The sequence below is a fragment of the Nonomuraea sp. NPDC052116 genome (assembly GCF_040680035.1).
Classification (GTDB): Bacteria; Actinomycetota; Actinomycetes; order Streptosporangiales; family Streptosporangiaceae; genus Nonomuraea; species Nonomuraea angiospora_A.
Genome location: NZ_JBFAWA010000005.1, coordinates 184,514 through 199,004, shown reverse-complemented (window position 1 = coordinate 199,004; position 14,491 = coordinate 184,514). Strand labels below are relative to the sequence as shown.

Genomic DNA, 14,491 nt, shown 5'->3' with positions numbered 1-14,491 from the left:
CGCGTTCGGGATCATCTTCGCCCACGGCGCGGCCATGCCGCACCTGCCGGTCCAGGGCCTGGTCGACTCGAGGAGAAGGGGTGGTGGTCTATGGTCGCCTATGGTGTGTTGGTGACTGCCAGTCAAGCTCGCCGTGACCAGCTCAAAGAGTTCCTGCGTGGCAAGCGGGAGGCTCTCACCCCCGCCGACGCCGGTATGCCCGCCGGAGGGCGCCGCCGCACTCCGGGACTGCGCCGGGAAGAGGTGGCGGTGCTCGCCGGGGTGGGAGTGTCCTGGTACACCTGGCTGGAGCAGGGACGCGACATCAAGGTCTCCGACGCCGTGCTGGACGCGGTCGCCCGCGCGCTGCAGCTCGACGAGGCGGAACGGGCCCACCTGTACGTGCTCGCCGGGCTGAACCCGCCGGACCCCGCGGGCCGGCCGGGCGCGCCGGTGAGCGAGCAGCTGCGCGCGGTGCTGGACGCCTGGATGCCCAACCCGGCGCACGTGCTGGATCGGCACTACAACCTGGTGGCGATGAACGACGCGGCCAGGTGGGTGTTCGGATTCGACGGCGAGGTCCGCAACTGCATGGTGGCGTTCTTCACCCATCCGATCTACCGCGGCAGATTCACCGAATGGCACGAGTTCGCCCCGGACATGGTGGCCGACTTCCGTGCCGGCGCGGCCCGCTATCACGACGACCCGCTCTTCGGGCAGATCGCCGAAGAGCTGTGCGGTGCCAGCGCGGAGTTCGCCGAGTTGTGGGCCCGGCCGGATGTCCGCTCCCGCTCCCAGGGGATCAAGGCGATCACGCACCCCGAAGCCGGGGACCTCGTCTTCGAGTACTCGCTGTTCCGGCTGCCGGATCGTACGGACCTCAACGTGGTGCTGCACACGCCGCATCCCGACACCGACACCAAGGCGAAGGTGGAGAGCCTGGTGGTGGCACACCCAGGATGAGCTGACACTGCCTTACCGAAAGCCGTCCCAGCACGATGGACGGCATGAAGGCAATCACGATCCCCGAATTCGGCAGCGCGGACGTCCTCCGCCTCGACGAGGTCAAGCTCCCCGAGCCCGGGCCTGGGCAGGTCTCCATCGACGTGGCCTACGCGGGCGCGAACTTCGCCGAGATCCTCTACCGGCAGGGCGTGGTGGACGTACCGCTGCCCTTCGTACCCGGCATCGAGGTGTCCGGCCGCATCCGGGCGCTCGGCCCCGGCGTCGAGGGGCTGCGCGTGGGTCAGTCGGTCGCCGCCCTGACGATTGTCGACAGCGGCGGCTACGCGGAGACGGTGGTCACCTCCGCGGACCTGGTGGCCCCGTTGGACGGCCACGACCTGGGGCTGGGCATCGCGGCGGCGCTGCCCTCCAACAGCACCACCGCGTTCCTCGTGCTCGACCGGGTGGCCCGCATCGAACCCGGGGAGAGCGTGCTCGTGCACGCCGCCGCCGGAGGCGTGGGCAGCCAGCTCGGCCAGGCCGCCCGCTTGCTTGGTGCGGGCCGCGTGGTGGGCACAGTAGGCAGCCCCGCCAAGATCGAGACCGCCAGGGCGTTCGGCTACGACGAGGTCGTCCTGCGCGACCAGGTGGCCGAGGCCGGCCGGTTCGACGTCGTGGTGGACATGGTCGGCGGTCCGGCCCGACGCGGCAGCCTGGACCTGCTCGCGCCGATGGGCCGGATGGTGGTGATGGGCAACGCCTCCGGCGCCGAGGACGTGGGGATCTCGGCCAACGAACTGTGGTTCACCAACAAGATGGTGTCCGGGTTCAACCTGGCGGCCTTCTCCGCCGCCTTCCCAGCGGAAGCAGGCCGGGCGCTGCGTCGGGCTGTGGCCGCGGCCGCCGGTGGGGAGCTTCGGGTGCAGGTCGAGTCGCTACGGCTGGATCAGGCAGCGCAGGCCCACCGCCGCATCGAGTCGGGCCGGACCACCGGCAAGCTCGTACTCGAAGTCGAACGAATCTGAAGTCTGGTCGCTTCCAAGGCCCCACCTCCAGACCAAGGAGAACCTGCAGCGCATGGTCGCCGCCATCCCCCTTACCGAGGGCGAACGCGCCGCTGTCGATCAACTTCCGAGCCGACTGGCCGCCGACTGGGCATCCCCGCCACTGAGATCGACCGGGTGGCCGCCTATGCGAGGCGCTGGGGCGGGCTCGTGCTTCCTCCCGCTCCGCACTATGAGTCGCCAGCTGAAGGGCGGTGGTTCGAAGCAGGAATGCAGCGAACCGCCCTTCCCTACGCCTTCATGATCGGACCCCGTGGCGAGTTCGGCGTCCACGGCGACCGCTGGACACCCCTGCACTCGACGATCGAAGGCTGCCCGCCGTCCGCGAGCTAGGAGCTCTTGGGTAGCCGAGTCGGCAGGCGGGGGTCATCTGGGCATCGGCACGTATGTCTTCGGACCCCTGCGCAGCTTCTCGTCCAGACGAACGCCGCTTTCCAACTCGATCACCGCAAGACACGTGCCCACCGCCGACACGTCCGGGTTGTCCGACCACGTCTCGGGGTCGCCCGACCAGGTGTCGTAGACGCCGGCGAAATACTCCGCATAGTGCGCCAGTGGCCCGATCTGTTCGGTCCAGGGAATGAAGGGCAGTACCCAAGGTTCGGGAAATCGAAGCTGCCCCTCGCTGTCTCCGTAGCGGGCGTACAGGGTGGTGTTGCCATCGATGTCTCCGGACAGATACCAGTGTCGGAATCCATCGCCACCGAGTCGATCCGTCACCTCCTTGCCATCGGGGTAAGGGTTGTTCGACCACGTGACGATGCCAGTGCCAACACGTTGGAGGCAGAGATCCTCCGGCTGAACCTCTCTCGGAGCATGCACAGTGGCGGCGTCGAGCCCGAGTCGGCGCACGGCGTCCTCGACCGTCAGCACGCCGTGGTCAGGGAGTGTCACGGTGTACGCCTCGTCTTCCCACGTCATCCGGCTGACCAACTTGGCGTAACGTTCAGCGACCTCACCGAACACGACAACCAGCTTTCTCGAATGGATGAACGCCGCCAATCTACGGCGTGAGGTCCACAGCCCGGCCATGCGTACCGACACGGTCGGCGCATGGCCTTGTGCCTCAGTCGGCAATCACCCTGGAGCCGAAGCGCCCTCGCCAGAGGCCTCGTGGCGAAGCCGCGAGACCCCGATGGACACGTCCGAGCGGTAGCGAGGGCCGCTCGGGGCGGGCTCCAGCAGGCCAACCCGGTAATCGGGCAACGGGCGGGTGCCGGCGAGCGCAGCGAGCGGGGGTCGAGGGGGATCGAAAGGGGGCGGAGCCCCTTTGGGAGGCGCTGCCTGAAATCCCAAGGCGCGCAGCGCCCCCCTCGTGGAGTCAGCCCTTGATGGCGCCCACGATCACGCCCTTGGTGAAGTGGCGTTGGACGAAGGGGTAGATGATCAAGGCGGGGATCACCGCGATGACCACGATGGCCATTTTGATGGCGAGTGTCGGCGGGGCGTCCCCGGTCACGCCTGCCGTGGCGCTGGGCAGCGGGTTGGAGTCCACCACGTACTGGCGCAGGATCAACGCCAGCGGCCACTTCCTGGTGTCGTCGATGTACAGCATCGCGTTGAACCAGGCGTTCCAGTAGCCGACCGCGTAGAACATCGCCACCACGGCCGTGACCGCCTTCGACATGGGCAGGACGATGCGCCACAGGATGCGGAACTCGCCCGCCCCGTCGATGCGGGCGCTGTCCAGGACCTCTCCCGGGATGCTCATGAAGAACGAGCGCAGCACCACCACGTTGAACGCCGAGACGGCCGTCGGGAGGATCAGCGACCAGTAGCTGTCCTTCAGGCCCAGGCCGCTGACCATCAGGTAGACCGGGATGATGCCGGGGAAGAAGACGAACATCAGCAGCACGCTGAACAGCAGCGGGCGGTGCAGGAACGAGCCCGGGCGCGACAGCGAGTACGCGCCCAGGATGCTCACGCCGGCGCTGAGGAGCGTCCCGACCATCGTGACGCCCGTGCTGACCAGGACGGCCCTGCTGACGACCGTGTCGGAGAAGATCTGCTCGTACGCCTCGAACGTGATCCCTTCCGGCACCAGCACCAGCCCGCCCGCGCGGTTGACCGTGGCGGCCGAGCTGAGGCTGGTCAGGACGATGGTGTAGAGGGGGCCGAGCACCACCACGACGACCAGCGTGATCAGCGTGCCCTTGCCTAGCTGACCGAACGGCGAAGGGCGTTCCTCCCACGGCGCGAGCCGGGAGGGCTTACGGGAGGTGAGTACCGTCATGATCGCGAATACACCCCTCGCTCGCCGAACGCGTGCGCGACCCGGTTGGCCGCCACGATGAGCAGCAGCCCGACCAGGCCCTTGAACAGCCCGGCCGCCGCCCCGTACCCCAGGTCCCCGGTACGCAGGCCCGACCAGTACACGAACGTGTCGAAGACCTCGGACGCCGCGCTGCCGACGGCGCTGCGCTGCAGCATGAACTGCTCGAACCCGACGTTCAGCGCGTCCCCGAGCCGCAGGATCAGCAGGAGCACGATCACCGGACGCAGCCCGGGCAGCGTGATGTGCCACATGCGACGCCAGCGGCGGGCTCCGTCCACGGCGGCGGCCTCGTACAGGTTGGGGTCGATGGTGCTGAGGGCGGCGAGGAAGATGATCGCCCCCCAGCCGGCGTCCTTCCAGACGGTCTGGGACGTGATCAGCAGGATGAACGTGTCCGAATTCGTCATCCAGTCGACAGCCTCGTGGCCGCGCTCCCGCAGGATCTGGGCCAGCAGCCCCGCCCCGCCGAACATCTGCTGGAAGATGGCGATGACCAGCACCCAGGAGAAGAAGAACGGCATGTAGACCACGCCCTGCACGAACGCCCTCAGCCGGGCCGAGACGATGCTGTTGAGCAGCAGCGCCAGCATGATCGGCACGGGGAAGTAGAAGACGAGCTGGAAGGCCGTGATGGACAGGGTGTTCGCGATGGCGCGCAGGAACTGGGGGTCCTGGAAGAGCAGCGCGAAGTTGGTGAAGCCGATGATCGGGGAGCCGGTGATCCCGTCGGTGTACGGGTTGTAGTCCTGGAACGCGATGACGTTGCCCAGGGCTGGGATCCACCAGAAGGCGAGGACGAGCAGCAGCATCGGAAGGTTCATCACGAGCAGCGGCCAGTCCCGCCGGAGCTTGGCCCGCCAGGTCAGTTCGTGGGGCTTGGCCGCGACGCTCAAGGGGTGCCGGGCCGTTCGCCTGGCCGTCGTCACGCCCATGAGAAGCCCCTCGCGAGAGTCGCCGGGGTCACAGCCTGCCGTTCTCCCGCGCGACCTTCATGTAGAACTCGCGCGCCTCGTTCCCGCCCTGCTCCTGCCACTCCTTGACGATCTTCGGCCACTCGGACACCGGCCGCTTGCCCCGGAAGATCTCCTGCATCTTGTCCTCGGTGGGCGTGGCCAGCCCGGCCATCTTGGAGGGCGTCTCCACCCGGATGCCCACGAACGGGTCGTTGTTCAGGATCTTCGAGGCCTGCGTCTGCCAGTCGTACTGCGCCTGGACCAAGCCCTTGTACTGGCTCTTCTCGTTGGCGTTCGGCCGGCCCGACAGGAACATGTACGTGGGCGCGACCTCCTTGCGCCCGAGCGCCGTCTGCTCGACCTTGCCGTCCTTGACGTCGTAGTGCTTGCCCTCGACGCCGTTGAAGACCAGCTCGTACTCCTGGGTGCCGAACGGCGCCGCGCACCAGTTGGACAGGGCCAGCAGCTCGCGGGTGCGGGCGTCGCCGAGACCCTTCTTGATGAAGACGAACATGCCGGCGGGCTCGTTGCGCCACATGATGGTCCTGCCGCCGGGCTTGGCCGGGTAGGGGGCGACGATCTGCATGTCGAACTTGGGGTTGTCGGCCTGGAACCGGCCCAGGTTCTCGTGCCAGGCGCCGGGACCGTCCCGGTAGATGATCATCTGGCCGCTGCCGAAGATGGCTTTGTTGTCGGCGTCCTTGTTGGCGACGATGTCGGGGTGCACCCACCCGGCCTCGAAGAGCTTGGTCATGAACTCGATCGAGGCGGCCCACTCGGCGGTCTCGTACTTGTACTCGAGGGTGCCGTCGCTCTTCTTGCGCCACTCGCGCGGCGCCCCGAAGGCCCGCTGCATCTCCTGCTCCATGCCGCCGCCGAACGCCCAGCGCTTCTTCTTGGTGTCGGTGATGGCCTTGCCGAGCACGAGCAGGTCGTCGCCGCTCTTGGGCTGCTGCAGGCTCAGCTCGTTCAGGATGTCCTGGCGGACGAAGGTGGCGAACGGGTACGGGTCGTTCTGCCAGGGGATGCCCTGCAGGACGCCGCCGAAGACGCCGTACTGCCAGGCCGCGGTGTCGAAGTTGGCCAGCAGCGGGAACTCCTTGGCCTTGTCCCCGGCCAGGTAGGGGGACAGGTCGGTGAAGAGCTTGTTGACCGCCTCGGTGAAGTGGGCGATCTTGATGAGCTCCCACCCCGGGACCATGAGCATGTCGGGCACGTCGCCGCTGGCCAGCAGGGTGCTGAGCTTCTGCCCGTACGTGTTGCCGTCGGAGATGTTGAAGCGCACGACGCCGCCGAGGCGCTCGTTGACGTAGTCGTAGTAGGAGTTGCTGCCCAGGCCGGGCGGCACCGTGCCCCACAGCGGAGTCATCGCGGTCACTTCCTTGCCGCTGGTCAGCGGCTTGGTGGTGACGGCCTGCACCATGGTGGCCGGGCGGGTCAGGAAGCCGGGCGAGACGAACTCGGCGCCGGGCAGATCGGGTTTGAGCCCGGGGATCTCGAACGGGATCCGCGTGGGCACCAGGCTCTTGAGCTTGTCGGCCGCCACGGCCGTACCCTTGGACAGCTGCTTCTTCTCGGCGCAGCCGGCCACCAGAACGCTCGCACCGACCAGGCCGAGGAATCCGCGGCGGGACGTGTTGGTTGCCATGGCCCGCTCCCTTCTCCAAGTGGGGATGGCCTTATGAAAATTAGTTGGTATTACGACCAAACAAATTAGTAGACTGTGACCGTGGCCACAAGGGATCGCGACGTCACAGGTTGGTGCCGATGAGAAGCTGCGCGGCATCGACTCCTGTTGGTGAAGGGAGCCCGGGATGCGGCATGCTGGGGTCATCTCTTGGCGGGAACGGGGCTGATTTTGATCACTTCTACGACCGGCCCTCAGCCGGCCGACTTCGCCGACGTACGGGCCACCAACCTCGCGGTCGTGCTGCGGTTCGTCCGGGAGCACGCGCCCTGCTCGCGGGCCGACATCGCGGCCTCCACCGGGCTCAACAAGGCGACGGTCTCCAGTCTCGTCGCGGACCTCATCGACCGGCGGCTGGTCCGTGAGACGGGGCTGACGGAGAACCGGGTCGGGCGGCCGGCCACGATGCTGGTGCTGGACGGCTCGCCGTACGCCGCCATCGGGGTCGAGATCAACGTCGACTACGTGTCCGCCGTGGCCACCGACCTGGCGGGGGAGCGGCTGCTGACGTGGCGGCGCTCGTTCGGCGGCGGCGAGTCCGTCAACCAGGGGGTCGCGGGCGTCGGCGCGATCATCCGGCGGGTGGTCAACCGCATGGCCAGGGAGGAGCGCCAGGTCCTGGGCCTGGCCGTGGCCGTGCCGGGCCTGGTCGACGTGCAGGGCACCGTACGCATCGCGCCCAACCTCGGCTGGCGCGACGCCGACATCGGCGGAGACCTGACCAAGGCGCTGCGCGACCCCGGCTTCCCGATCCAGGTCGACAACGACGCCAACCTCGCCGCCCTGGCCGAGCAGCGCTTCGGCGCGCACGCGGGGGCCTCCGACCTTGTCTACCTCACCGGCGAGATCGGCGTCGGTGCGGGGATCATCCTCGACGGGCGGCTGCGCCGCGGCCGCCTCGGCTACAGCGGCGAGATCGGCCACGTCCAGCTCGATCCCGACGGTCCCGAGTGCCACTGCGGGCGGCGCGGCTGCCTGGAGGTCATGGCCGGGATCGGCGCCGTGCTGGGCAAGGACCCCTCTCCCGCCGAGATCCAGGTGGAGATCGAGGAGTCCGTACGCCTCGCCCGCGCCGGCGACCCGGCCACCCTGGCCACGCTGGAGTCGGTGGGCCGGAGCCTGGGCAAGGGCGTGTCGATCCTGGCGAACCTGCTCAATCCCGAGGTGGTGATCCTCGGCGGCTACTACGTCCCGCTGGCGCCGTGGCTGCTGCCCGCCGTCCAGGACGAGATGGACGACCGCGTGATCGCCTCCGGGTCAGGCGGTTGCCAGGTCGTCGCCTCGACGCTGGGCCACGACGCGGCCGCGCTGGGCGGTGCCGCGAGGGTGCTCGACTCCATTGATTCGGGGAGATTGCCCCGAGTCCCTTGACCTTGGTCACCGGGAAGTGCACTCTTCAGTCAACCCACCGAAATGTCCGTGTAACTTCCCCAGGCCGGTCGTCGAAGCGCTTCGACACTCTCAGAGGGATGACCATGCAAGAACCCTTCCGCGACCCAGCGATCCCGATTTCCGACCGGATCGACGACCTGGTGCGCCGGCTCACCCTCGAGGAGAAGGTGGGGCTGCTGCACCAGTACCAGGCGCCGGTCGAGCGGCTGGGCCTCGGCGCGTTCCGCACCGGCACCGAGGCGCTGCACGGGCTGGCCTGGCTGGGACCGGCCACCGTGTTCCCGCAGGCCGTGGGGCTGGCCTCGACGTGGGATCCCGACCTCGTGCGCAGGGTGGGCGAGGCCACCAGCGACGAGGTGCTGGCCTTCCACCACAAGGACCCGGCGGGCGCGGGGCGCAACGTGTGGGCCCCGGTGGTGAACCCGCTGCGTGACCCCCGCTGGGGACGCAACGAGGAGGGGTACTCCGAGGATCCGTGGCTGACCGGCGTGATGGCCACGGCCTATGCGCGTGGACTTCGTGGGAGCGCTCCCGCAATCCTCAAGACCGCCCCCACGCTCAAGCACTTCCTGGCCTACAACAACGAGACCGACCGCTGCACGACCTCCAGCAACCTGCCGCCGCGGGTGCTGCGCGAGTACGAGCTGCCCGCCTTCCGGCCCGCCATCGAGGAGGGCGTGGCGGTGGCGGTCATGCCGTCGTACAACCTGGTCAACGGCCGCCCCGCGCACCTCAGCCCGCTGATCGGCGAGGCGCTGCGCGCGTGGGCGCCCGACGACCTGCTGGTGGTCAGCGACGCGTACGCGCCGGGCAACCTCACCGCGCTCCAGGGCTACCACGACACGCTGCCCGAGGCGTACGCGCACGCGATCAAGGCGGGGCTCGACAGCTTCACCCAGGACGACGACCGCTGCGAGGCCACGCTCGGCCATCTGCGCGACGCGCTCTCCCAGGGCCTGCTGGCCGAGGAGGACGTGGACCGGGCCGTGCGGCACGCGTTGTCGATCAGGTTCCGGCTGGGGGAGTTCGACCCGGCGACGCCGTACGACGACGTCAGCGACAACGTGGTCAACTGCCCCGAACACCAGGCGCTGGCCAGGGAGGCGGCGCGGTGCTCGTTCGTGCTGCTGAAGAACGACGGGCTGCTGCCGCTCGACGGCGTGACCAAGGTCGCGGTGATCGGGCAGCTCGGCGACGCGCTCCTGGAGGACTGGTACAGCGGCACCCTCCCGTACGCGGTCACCGCCCGCCAGGGGCTGGGCGAGCGGTGCGAGACGGTGTTCTGCGAGGCCGTGGACCGGGTGACGCTGACCGCCGAGGCCGGGCCGGTGGCCGCCGATCCCGCGGGCGGGCCGCTGCGCGTGAGCTCGGAAACCGGCGCGTTCGACCTGTTCGACTGGGGTGGCGGGGCCTACGCGCTGCGGGCCGTGGCGACCGGCCGGTTCGTGTCGGTGGACGGCGTCACGCTGGTGAACGACCAGCCGGGCCCCAACGGGTGGGAGGTGCGCCAGACGTTCCGGATGGAGGAGCGGCCGCGCGGCACGCTCGCCCTGCGCCACATCTCGACCGGCTGCTACGTCGGCGCCGGCGACGACGGCGTGCTGCGCCTGGTCGACGACGCCGACCAGGCGGTCTGGCTGGCCATGGACGTGGTAAGGAGCGGCACCGACCAGGCCGCCCGCCTGGCCGCGGCGGCCGACGTGGCGGTCGTGGTGGTCGGCGACCACCCCCTCGTGAACGGCCGCGAGACCGAGGACCGCATGACGCTGGCCCTGGCCCCCGGGCAGGACGCCGTGGTGCGGGCCGTGCGCAAGGCGAACCCCCGTACCGTCATGGTCATCACCAGCGGCTACCCGCTCACCTGGACCGACGACGAGGTCCCGGCCGTGCTGTGGTCGGCCCACGGCGGCCAGGAGTACGGCCACGCCCTGGCCGAGGTGCTCTTCGGCGACGCCGACCCCGAGGGCCGCCTCACCCAGACGTGGTACCGCTCCGAGCAGGAGCTGCCCGACCTGCTCGACTACGACATCATCGCCTCCGACGCCACGTACCTGTACTTCCGCGGCGTCCCGCTGCACCCGTTCGGCCACGGCCTGAGCTACACGATGTTCGAGTACGCCGACCTGCGCGTACAACTGGACGGCGACCTGGTGCGCGCCCGCGTCACCGTGACGAACACCGGCCCGCGGCCCGGCGTGGAGGTCGTCCAGTTCTACACCCACCAGCAGCGCTCCCGCGTCAAGCAGCCGCTGCGCCGCCTGCGCGGCTTCGAGAAGGTCCGCCTGGCGCCCGGCGAGAGCCGCGCCGTCACCCTGACCCTGCCGGTGCCGGAGCTGGCGTTCTGGGACGTGACCAGGAGCAGGTTCGTCGTGGAGAGCGCGCCGCACCAGCTCATGGTCGGCCGCAGCGCCACCGACCTGCGCCTGAGCGCCCGCTTCGAGGTGGACGGCGAGAGCGTGCCGCCCCAGTCGGGGCTGCTGCGCGCGGCGGCGCACGACGAGTACGACGCGATCACGTTCGTGGACGAGACCAAGGTGGACGGCGACGCCGTCAGGTCCGACGCGGAGGGCGCCTGGATCCTCTTCCGGCAGGTCGATCTCAGCGGGGCCACGACGTGCGTGGCGACGGCGGGCAGCGCGGAAGGCGGCATGATCACCATCCGCCGCGGCGACCCCCTCTACGGGGAGGCCCTCGCCACCTTCCCCGTCCCCAGGACCGCCCGCTACGCCTACCACGCCATCACGGCCCCGCTCGCGGCCGCGGACGGCGTGCACGACCTTTATGCCGTGTTCGAGGACGACGGCGTCACGCTGGCCCGGCTCGACTTCGGAGCCCGGGCTTGAGCGGGCGCACGGTCACGATCTCCCAGGTTGCCAAGCACGCGGGCGTGGCCGTCAGCACGGTCTCCTACGTGCTCAGCGGCAAGCGGACGATCTCGGCCGACACCAGGCGCCGGGTGCTCGACAGCATCAGCGCGCTCGGCTACCACCCCAACGCCGGCGCCCGCGCCCTGGCCAGTAAGCGCTCCAACGTGATCGCGCTGGTGCTGCCGCTGCGGGCGGGTATGCACGTGCCCGTCCTGATGCGCTTCGCCAGCGCGGTGGTGACGGCCGCGCGCCGGTTCGACCACGACGTGCTGCTGCTGACCGCCGACGAGGGCACCGAGGGCATCCGGCGGGTGGCCGCGAGCGCGCTGGTGGACGCGCTGGTGCTCATGGACGTCGAGCTGGACGACCGCAGGGTGCCGCTGCTGCGCGAACTGGCCGAGCCGAGCGTCCTCATCGGCTTCCCCGCCGAGCCCGCCGGGCTGACGTGCGTCGACCTCGACTTCGCCGCCGCGGGCGCGCGGTGCGTGGATCACCTCGCCGAACGCGGCCACGAGGAGATCGCGCTGCTCGGGGCGCCTTCCGTGGTGTACGAGCGGGGGACGGGGTTCGCCCGGCGGACGCGCGAGGGGTTCGTGGAGGCGGTGGCCGCCCACGGTCTGCAGGGCGTCGCGCTGCCGTGCGAGGACACGTTCGACGAGGTGTACGAGACCGTACGCGGCCTGCTCCTCGACCGCCCCGGCCTGTCCGGGCTGGTCGTGCACAACGAGGCCGCGGTCGGCCACGTGCTGGCGGCGCTGCGGCAGCTCGACCGCCGGGTGCCGCACGACGTGGCGGTGGTGGCGATCTGCCCCGACGACGTGGCCGAGCGGGCCAGCCCGCCGCTCTCCTCCGTGCTGATCCCGGCCGAAGAGGTGGGCAGGGAGGCGGTCCGCCTGGTCATGGACAAGCTCGAAGGCCGCGCGGTGCCCGACTCCACCCTCCTCACCCCGCTCCTGGCCGTGCGCGCCAGCACCTGACCCAAAGCGGCGTCAAGCGTCTTGAATTCTCTGTGGTTCCCTGAAGGAATCAGGTAGTTCGGGTGGGCGTAGCCTGCTGTGGGCTGCTCCCGTGCTTGGCAAGCGCGAGCACGGGGGTGGCTTTGGCGTGGTGGAAGCCGGTCCGGTGGTGAGAATTCCTGACATGCCCTGTCCGGTACGGCTCGCGCCGTCCCGGCTTGGGTGCATGGCCCGCCGGACGCTGTCCCACCCCGGGCGTGCCGGGGGCCGGGGCGGGCACCGTGCGCCGGTCGGGCTCACGGCTGGAGGTCGGCCAATCGTCTGCCGAGCTGACATGATCAATCGATGTGGTCACCGGGTTGTTTGCCGGGTTCTTCGCGGTGCGGGCCGGCCGTTTCGGGGTGGGACGCCTCTTGGATCTGTCCCGCGCCGCCGGCCGGGGGTGCAGGTCGGCTCGGGTGCGGCGGGCTCGCCGGGCGGCGCGGGTGGGCTTGGCCGGTCGGCGGGCGCGGGCCACGTTGCCCTCCACGACCTTGCCGATGGTGCGGGTCCCGGTGGCGCGGTCGGTGCGGGTGGCGTCCTGGCCCAGCAGTCCGCGGGCGAGGATGCGTTCGGCCGCGGCCCAGTCCCGATCACAGGACAGGCCGCAAGCCGGGCAGTATGCCCACGCCCAGCCGCGTTCGGCGAGCCGGTCCGGGGCTGGGCCATGTCGCAGCCGTGAGGTGCCGTCGCCGCAGCGGGGGCAGTACCGGGAGGTGCCGCGGGCCGGGACGGTGACCACGGCGATGGTGTGCTTGGCCGCCAGGTGCCGGATCGCCTCGACGATCTGCCCGCGCACCTGCCCCGACAGGCGCGCGTTCGCGCGTCCTCGGCGCCCGCGTGCTTCCAGGGTGGCCAGGTTTTCCAGGTAGATGACCGTCGCGGCGTCGGCGACGGTCTGATCGACCGTCCAGCGTGCCGCCGACCAGGCCAGCGCCTTGTTCAAGTGCCGGATACGGGCACACAGCCGCTCATGCTCGACACCGATGCTTTGGCGGGCCTTGGTCAGCTGCGCGAAGCGGGGATCGGTGACGGTCATGCCGGTCAGGAGCCGTTCCTGATGCTGGTGTTTGGCGGCCAGGTGCTCGCGTTCGGCTCGCAGCCGGTGCAGCTTGGCGGAGATGCCGCTCGCGTCGTAGGTGAGTGGCCACCCATCGGAGATCACCCGGCCTTCGGCCAAACTCCCTGTCACGCTGGTCAGCAGGGTGTTGACGCCCCAGTCGAACCCCATCCCGCTCACATGTCCGGTGGCGGGCGCGAAGCTGATCGGGATCTGGAACGGCAGATCGACGCGCACCCGGCCGTCTTTCACCCGCAGGGTGGGCGTGCACAGCTTTGCCTGTGGCGGCACGGTCGGTGGCAAGGTGATCGGCAGCACGTGCCAGGCCCAGTCTCGGCCGGAGGCGGGCGAGCAGGGGCAGCCGCACCCGCAACCGGGCGCCGTGGTCGCCGGTGCGCTGCAGGGTGACCAGCTGCTGGTCGGCCGCGGCCAGCAGGATCTGCGCCGCGACGTTCGGGGGCTGCTCCAGGTCGGTCAGGTCGGTCGGGAACGCCTCATGCTTGTTGAGATACGTGGTGATCTGTCGGGTGCGGTTGCGGATCTGCGCTGCCGTCACTCCCTGTGGCAGTACGGCGCGTAGCGCGTCCCATTCGGCGTCGGTGCGGGCGCGCGGATTGCCGGGCCAGGTCGCCACGATCGCCGCCACCAGGCGGCGGCGGTGCAGCGCCAGCCGCAACGCGCGGGCGGCCTGCTCCTGCGCGCACCGCACCACGCGATCGCACACATACACGCCCGTCGCGGGGGTCATGCCCCAGCCCAGGCGCCGGACGGCCATCCAGCCTTTGGGCGGCAACGCGCGCCCGTCCAGCCCCACCCCGGATGCCAGCGCATCCAGATCAGCCGCATTCCATCGGGCCGCGACGATACCGGTGGTGAGTTCTCGCGCCAGGCCGGTCAGCCAGGCGACCCGCTGCGCCAGCAGCGGCTGAGAAACGACCTGGCCGGTCTTTTCCACGATCGAGCCGTGGGCGGTGCAGGTCGCGGTCGCGGTGAGCTTACTCACGTCGCCGCCCCTGCCTCGGAGCGGTTTCGTGGCGGCACCCGGGCGTGTACAGCACGACCTGCATCCGTCCACCCCGCCTCTCGCCTCCACGATGTGTCACCGAAACGCTACCAAGAGTTTGCATCCATGGCTAGAACATTTGAGCGATAGACATCCGCGAATACTGTCCACTCGCCCAAATCGCCGCAGTGAAGCACATCCACCCGGCGGCCCACAGCCGCAGCACGACCCGCACGCCCAGGAACGGTTCGTACCCTGTCCGCCTTTCGCC

At 69.9% G+C, this 14,491-nt stretch carries 11 protein-coding genes; 6 read left to right on the top strand and 5 right to left on the bottom strand.

Annotated features, from left to right (window positions below; translation table 11 throughout):
• Positions 1–111 precede the first annotated feature (111 nt).
• Positions 112–942 (top strand): helix-turn-helix transcriptional regulator, encoded by an 831-nt coding sequence (locus tag AB0L65_RS11200; RefSeq protein ID WP_364243280.1) that lies wholly within the window; start codon positions 112–114, stop codon positions 940–942.
• 44 nt (positions 943–986) lie between these two features.
• Positions 987–1,949, top strand: a complete 963-nt coding sequence (locus tag AB0L65_RS11195) for a zinc-binding dehydrogenase (RefSeq protein ID WP_364243277.1) — start codon at positions 987–989, stop codon at positions 1,947–1,949.
• Between the two features lie 405 nt (positions 1,950–2,354).
• On the opposite strand, the gene AB0L65_RS11190 is transcribed toward AB0L65_RS11195, so the two are convergent.
• The 4 genes from AB0L65_RS11190 to AB0L65_RS11175 form a co-directional block, all read right to left on the bottom strand.
• Positions 2,355–3,032, bottom strand: a complete 678-nt coding sequence (locus AB0L65_RS11190; protein ID WP_364243274.1) for a hypothetical protein — start codon at positions 3,030–3,032, stop codon at positions 2,355–2,357.
• Positions 3,033–3,309: 277 nt separating this feature from the next.
• On the bottom strand, positions 3,310–4,221 hold the full coding sequence (locus tag AB0L65_RS11185) for a carbohydrate ABC transporter permease (RefSeq protein WP_364243271.1): 912 nt from the start codon (positions 4,219–4,221) through the stop codon (positions 3,310–3,312).
• Entirely contained in the window at positions 4,218–5,195 is a 978-nt protein-coding gene (locus AB0L65_RS11180; RefSeq protein WP_364243268.1) for an ABC transporter permease subunit, read from the bottom strand. The genes AB0L65_RS11185 and AB0L65_RS11180 overlap by 4 nt, the downstream gene beginning before the upstream one ends.
• Positions 5,196–5,223: 28 nt before the next feature.
• Positions 5,224–6,864, bottom strand: coding sequence for an extracellular solute-binding protein (locus AB0L65_RS11175; RefSeq protein ID WP_364243265.1), 1,641 nt, complete (start codon positions 6,862–6,864; stop codon positions 5,224–5,226).
• Positions 6,865–7,074: 210 nt separating this feature from the next.
• Between AB0L65_RS11175 and AB0L65_RS11170 the strand changes: the two genes are divergently transcribed.
• The 3 genes from AB0L65_RS11170 to AB0L65_RS11160 all read left to right on the top strand — a co-directional run bounded on the left by AB0L65_RS11170 (position 7,075) and on the right by AB0L65_RS11160 (position 12,139).
• Positions 7,075–8,274 carry an ROK family transcriptional regulator gene (locus tag AB0L65_RS11170; RefSeq protein ID WP_364243262.1) on the top strand — a complete coding sequence of 400 codons (1,200 nt, stop codon included), beginning with the start codon at positions 7,075–7,077 and terminating at the stop codon, positions 8,272–8,274.
• Positions 8,275–8,372: 98 nt separating this feature from the next.
• Entirely contained in the window at positions 8,373–11,138 is a 2,766-nt protein-coding gene (locus AB0L65_RS11165) for a glycoside hydrolase family 3 C-terminal domain-containing protein (RefSeq protein ID WP_364243259.1), read from the top strand.
• Positions 11,135–12,139, top strand: a complete 1,005-nt coding sequence (locus AB0L65_RS11160) for a LacI family DNA-binding transcriptional regulator (RefSeq protein WP_364243256.1) — start codon at positions 11,135–11,137, stop codon at positions 12,137–12,139. The genes AB0L65_RS11165 and AB0L65_RS11160 overlap by 4 nt, the downstream gene beginning before the upstream one ends.
• Positions 12,140–12,188: 49 nt before the next feature.
• Here AB0L65_RS11160 and AB0L65_RS11155 read toward each other — a convergent pair whose 3' ends face one another.
• Positions 12,189–13,535 (bottom strand): transposase, encoded by a 1,347-nt coding sequence (locus AB0L65_RS11155; protein ID WP_364243254.1) that lies wholly within the window; start codon positions 13,533–13,535, stop codon positions 12,189–12,191.
• On the opposite strand from AB0L65_RS11155, the gene AB0L65_RS11150 reads away from it, so the two are divergent.
• On the top strand, positions 13,522–13,797 hold the full coding sequence (locus AB0L65_RS11150; protein WP_364243251.1) for a hypothetical protein: 276 nt from the start codon (positions 13,522–13,524) through the stop codon (positions 13,795–13,797). The genes AB0L65_RS11155 and AB0L65_RS11150 overlap by 14 nt on opposite strands.
• Positions 13,798–14,491: the final 694 nt, after the last annotated feature.

Coding starts and splice junctions, on each gene's coding strand:
- AB0L65_RS11195 (WP_364243277.1), top strand. CDS start 987: ATGAAGGCAATCACGATCCCCGAATTCGGCAGCGCGGACGTCCTCCGC.
- AB0L65_RS11175 (WP_364243265.1), bottom strand. CDS start 6,864: ATGGCAACCAACACGTCCCGCCGCGGATTCCTCGGCCTGGTCGGTGCG.
- AB0L65_RS11165 (WP_364243259.1), top strand. CDS start 8,373: ATGACCATGCAAGAACCCTTCCGCGACCCAGCGATCCCGATTTCCGAC.
- AB0L65_RS11180 (WP_364243268.1), bottom strand. CDS start 5,195: ATGGGCGTGACGACGGCCAGGCGAACGGCCCGGCACCCCTTGAGCGTC.
- AB0L65_RS11185 (WP_364243271.1), bottom strand. CDS start 4,221: ATGACGGTACTCACCTCCCGTAAGCCCTCCCGGCTCGCGCCGTGGGAG.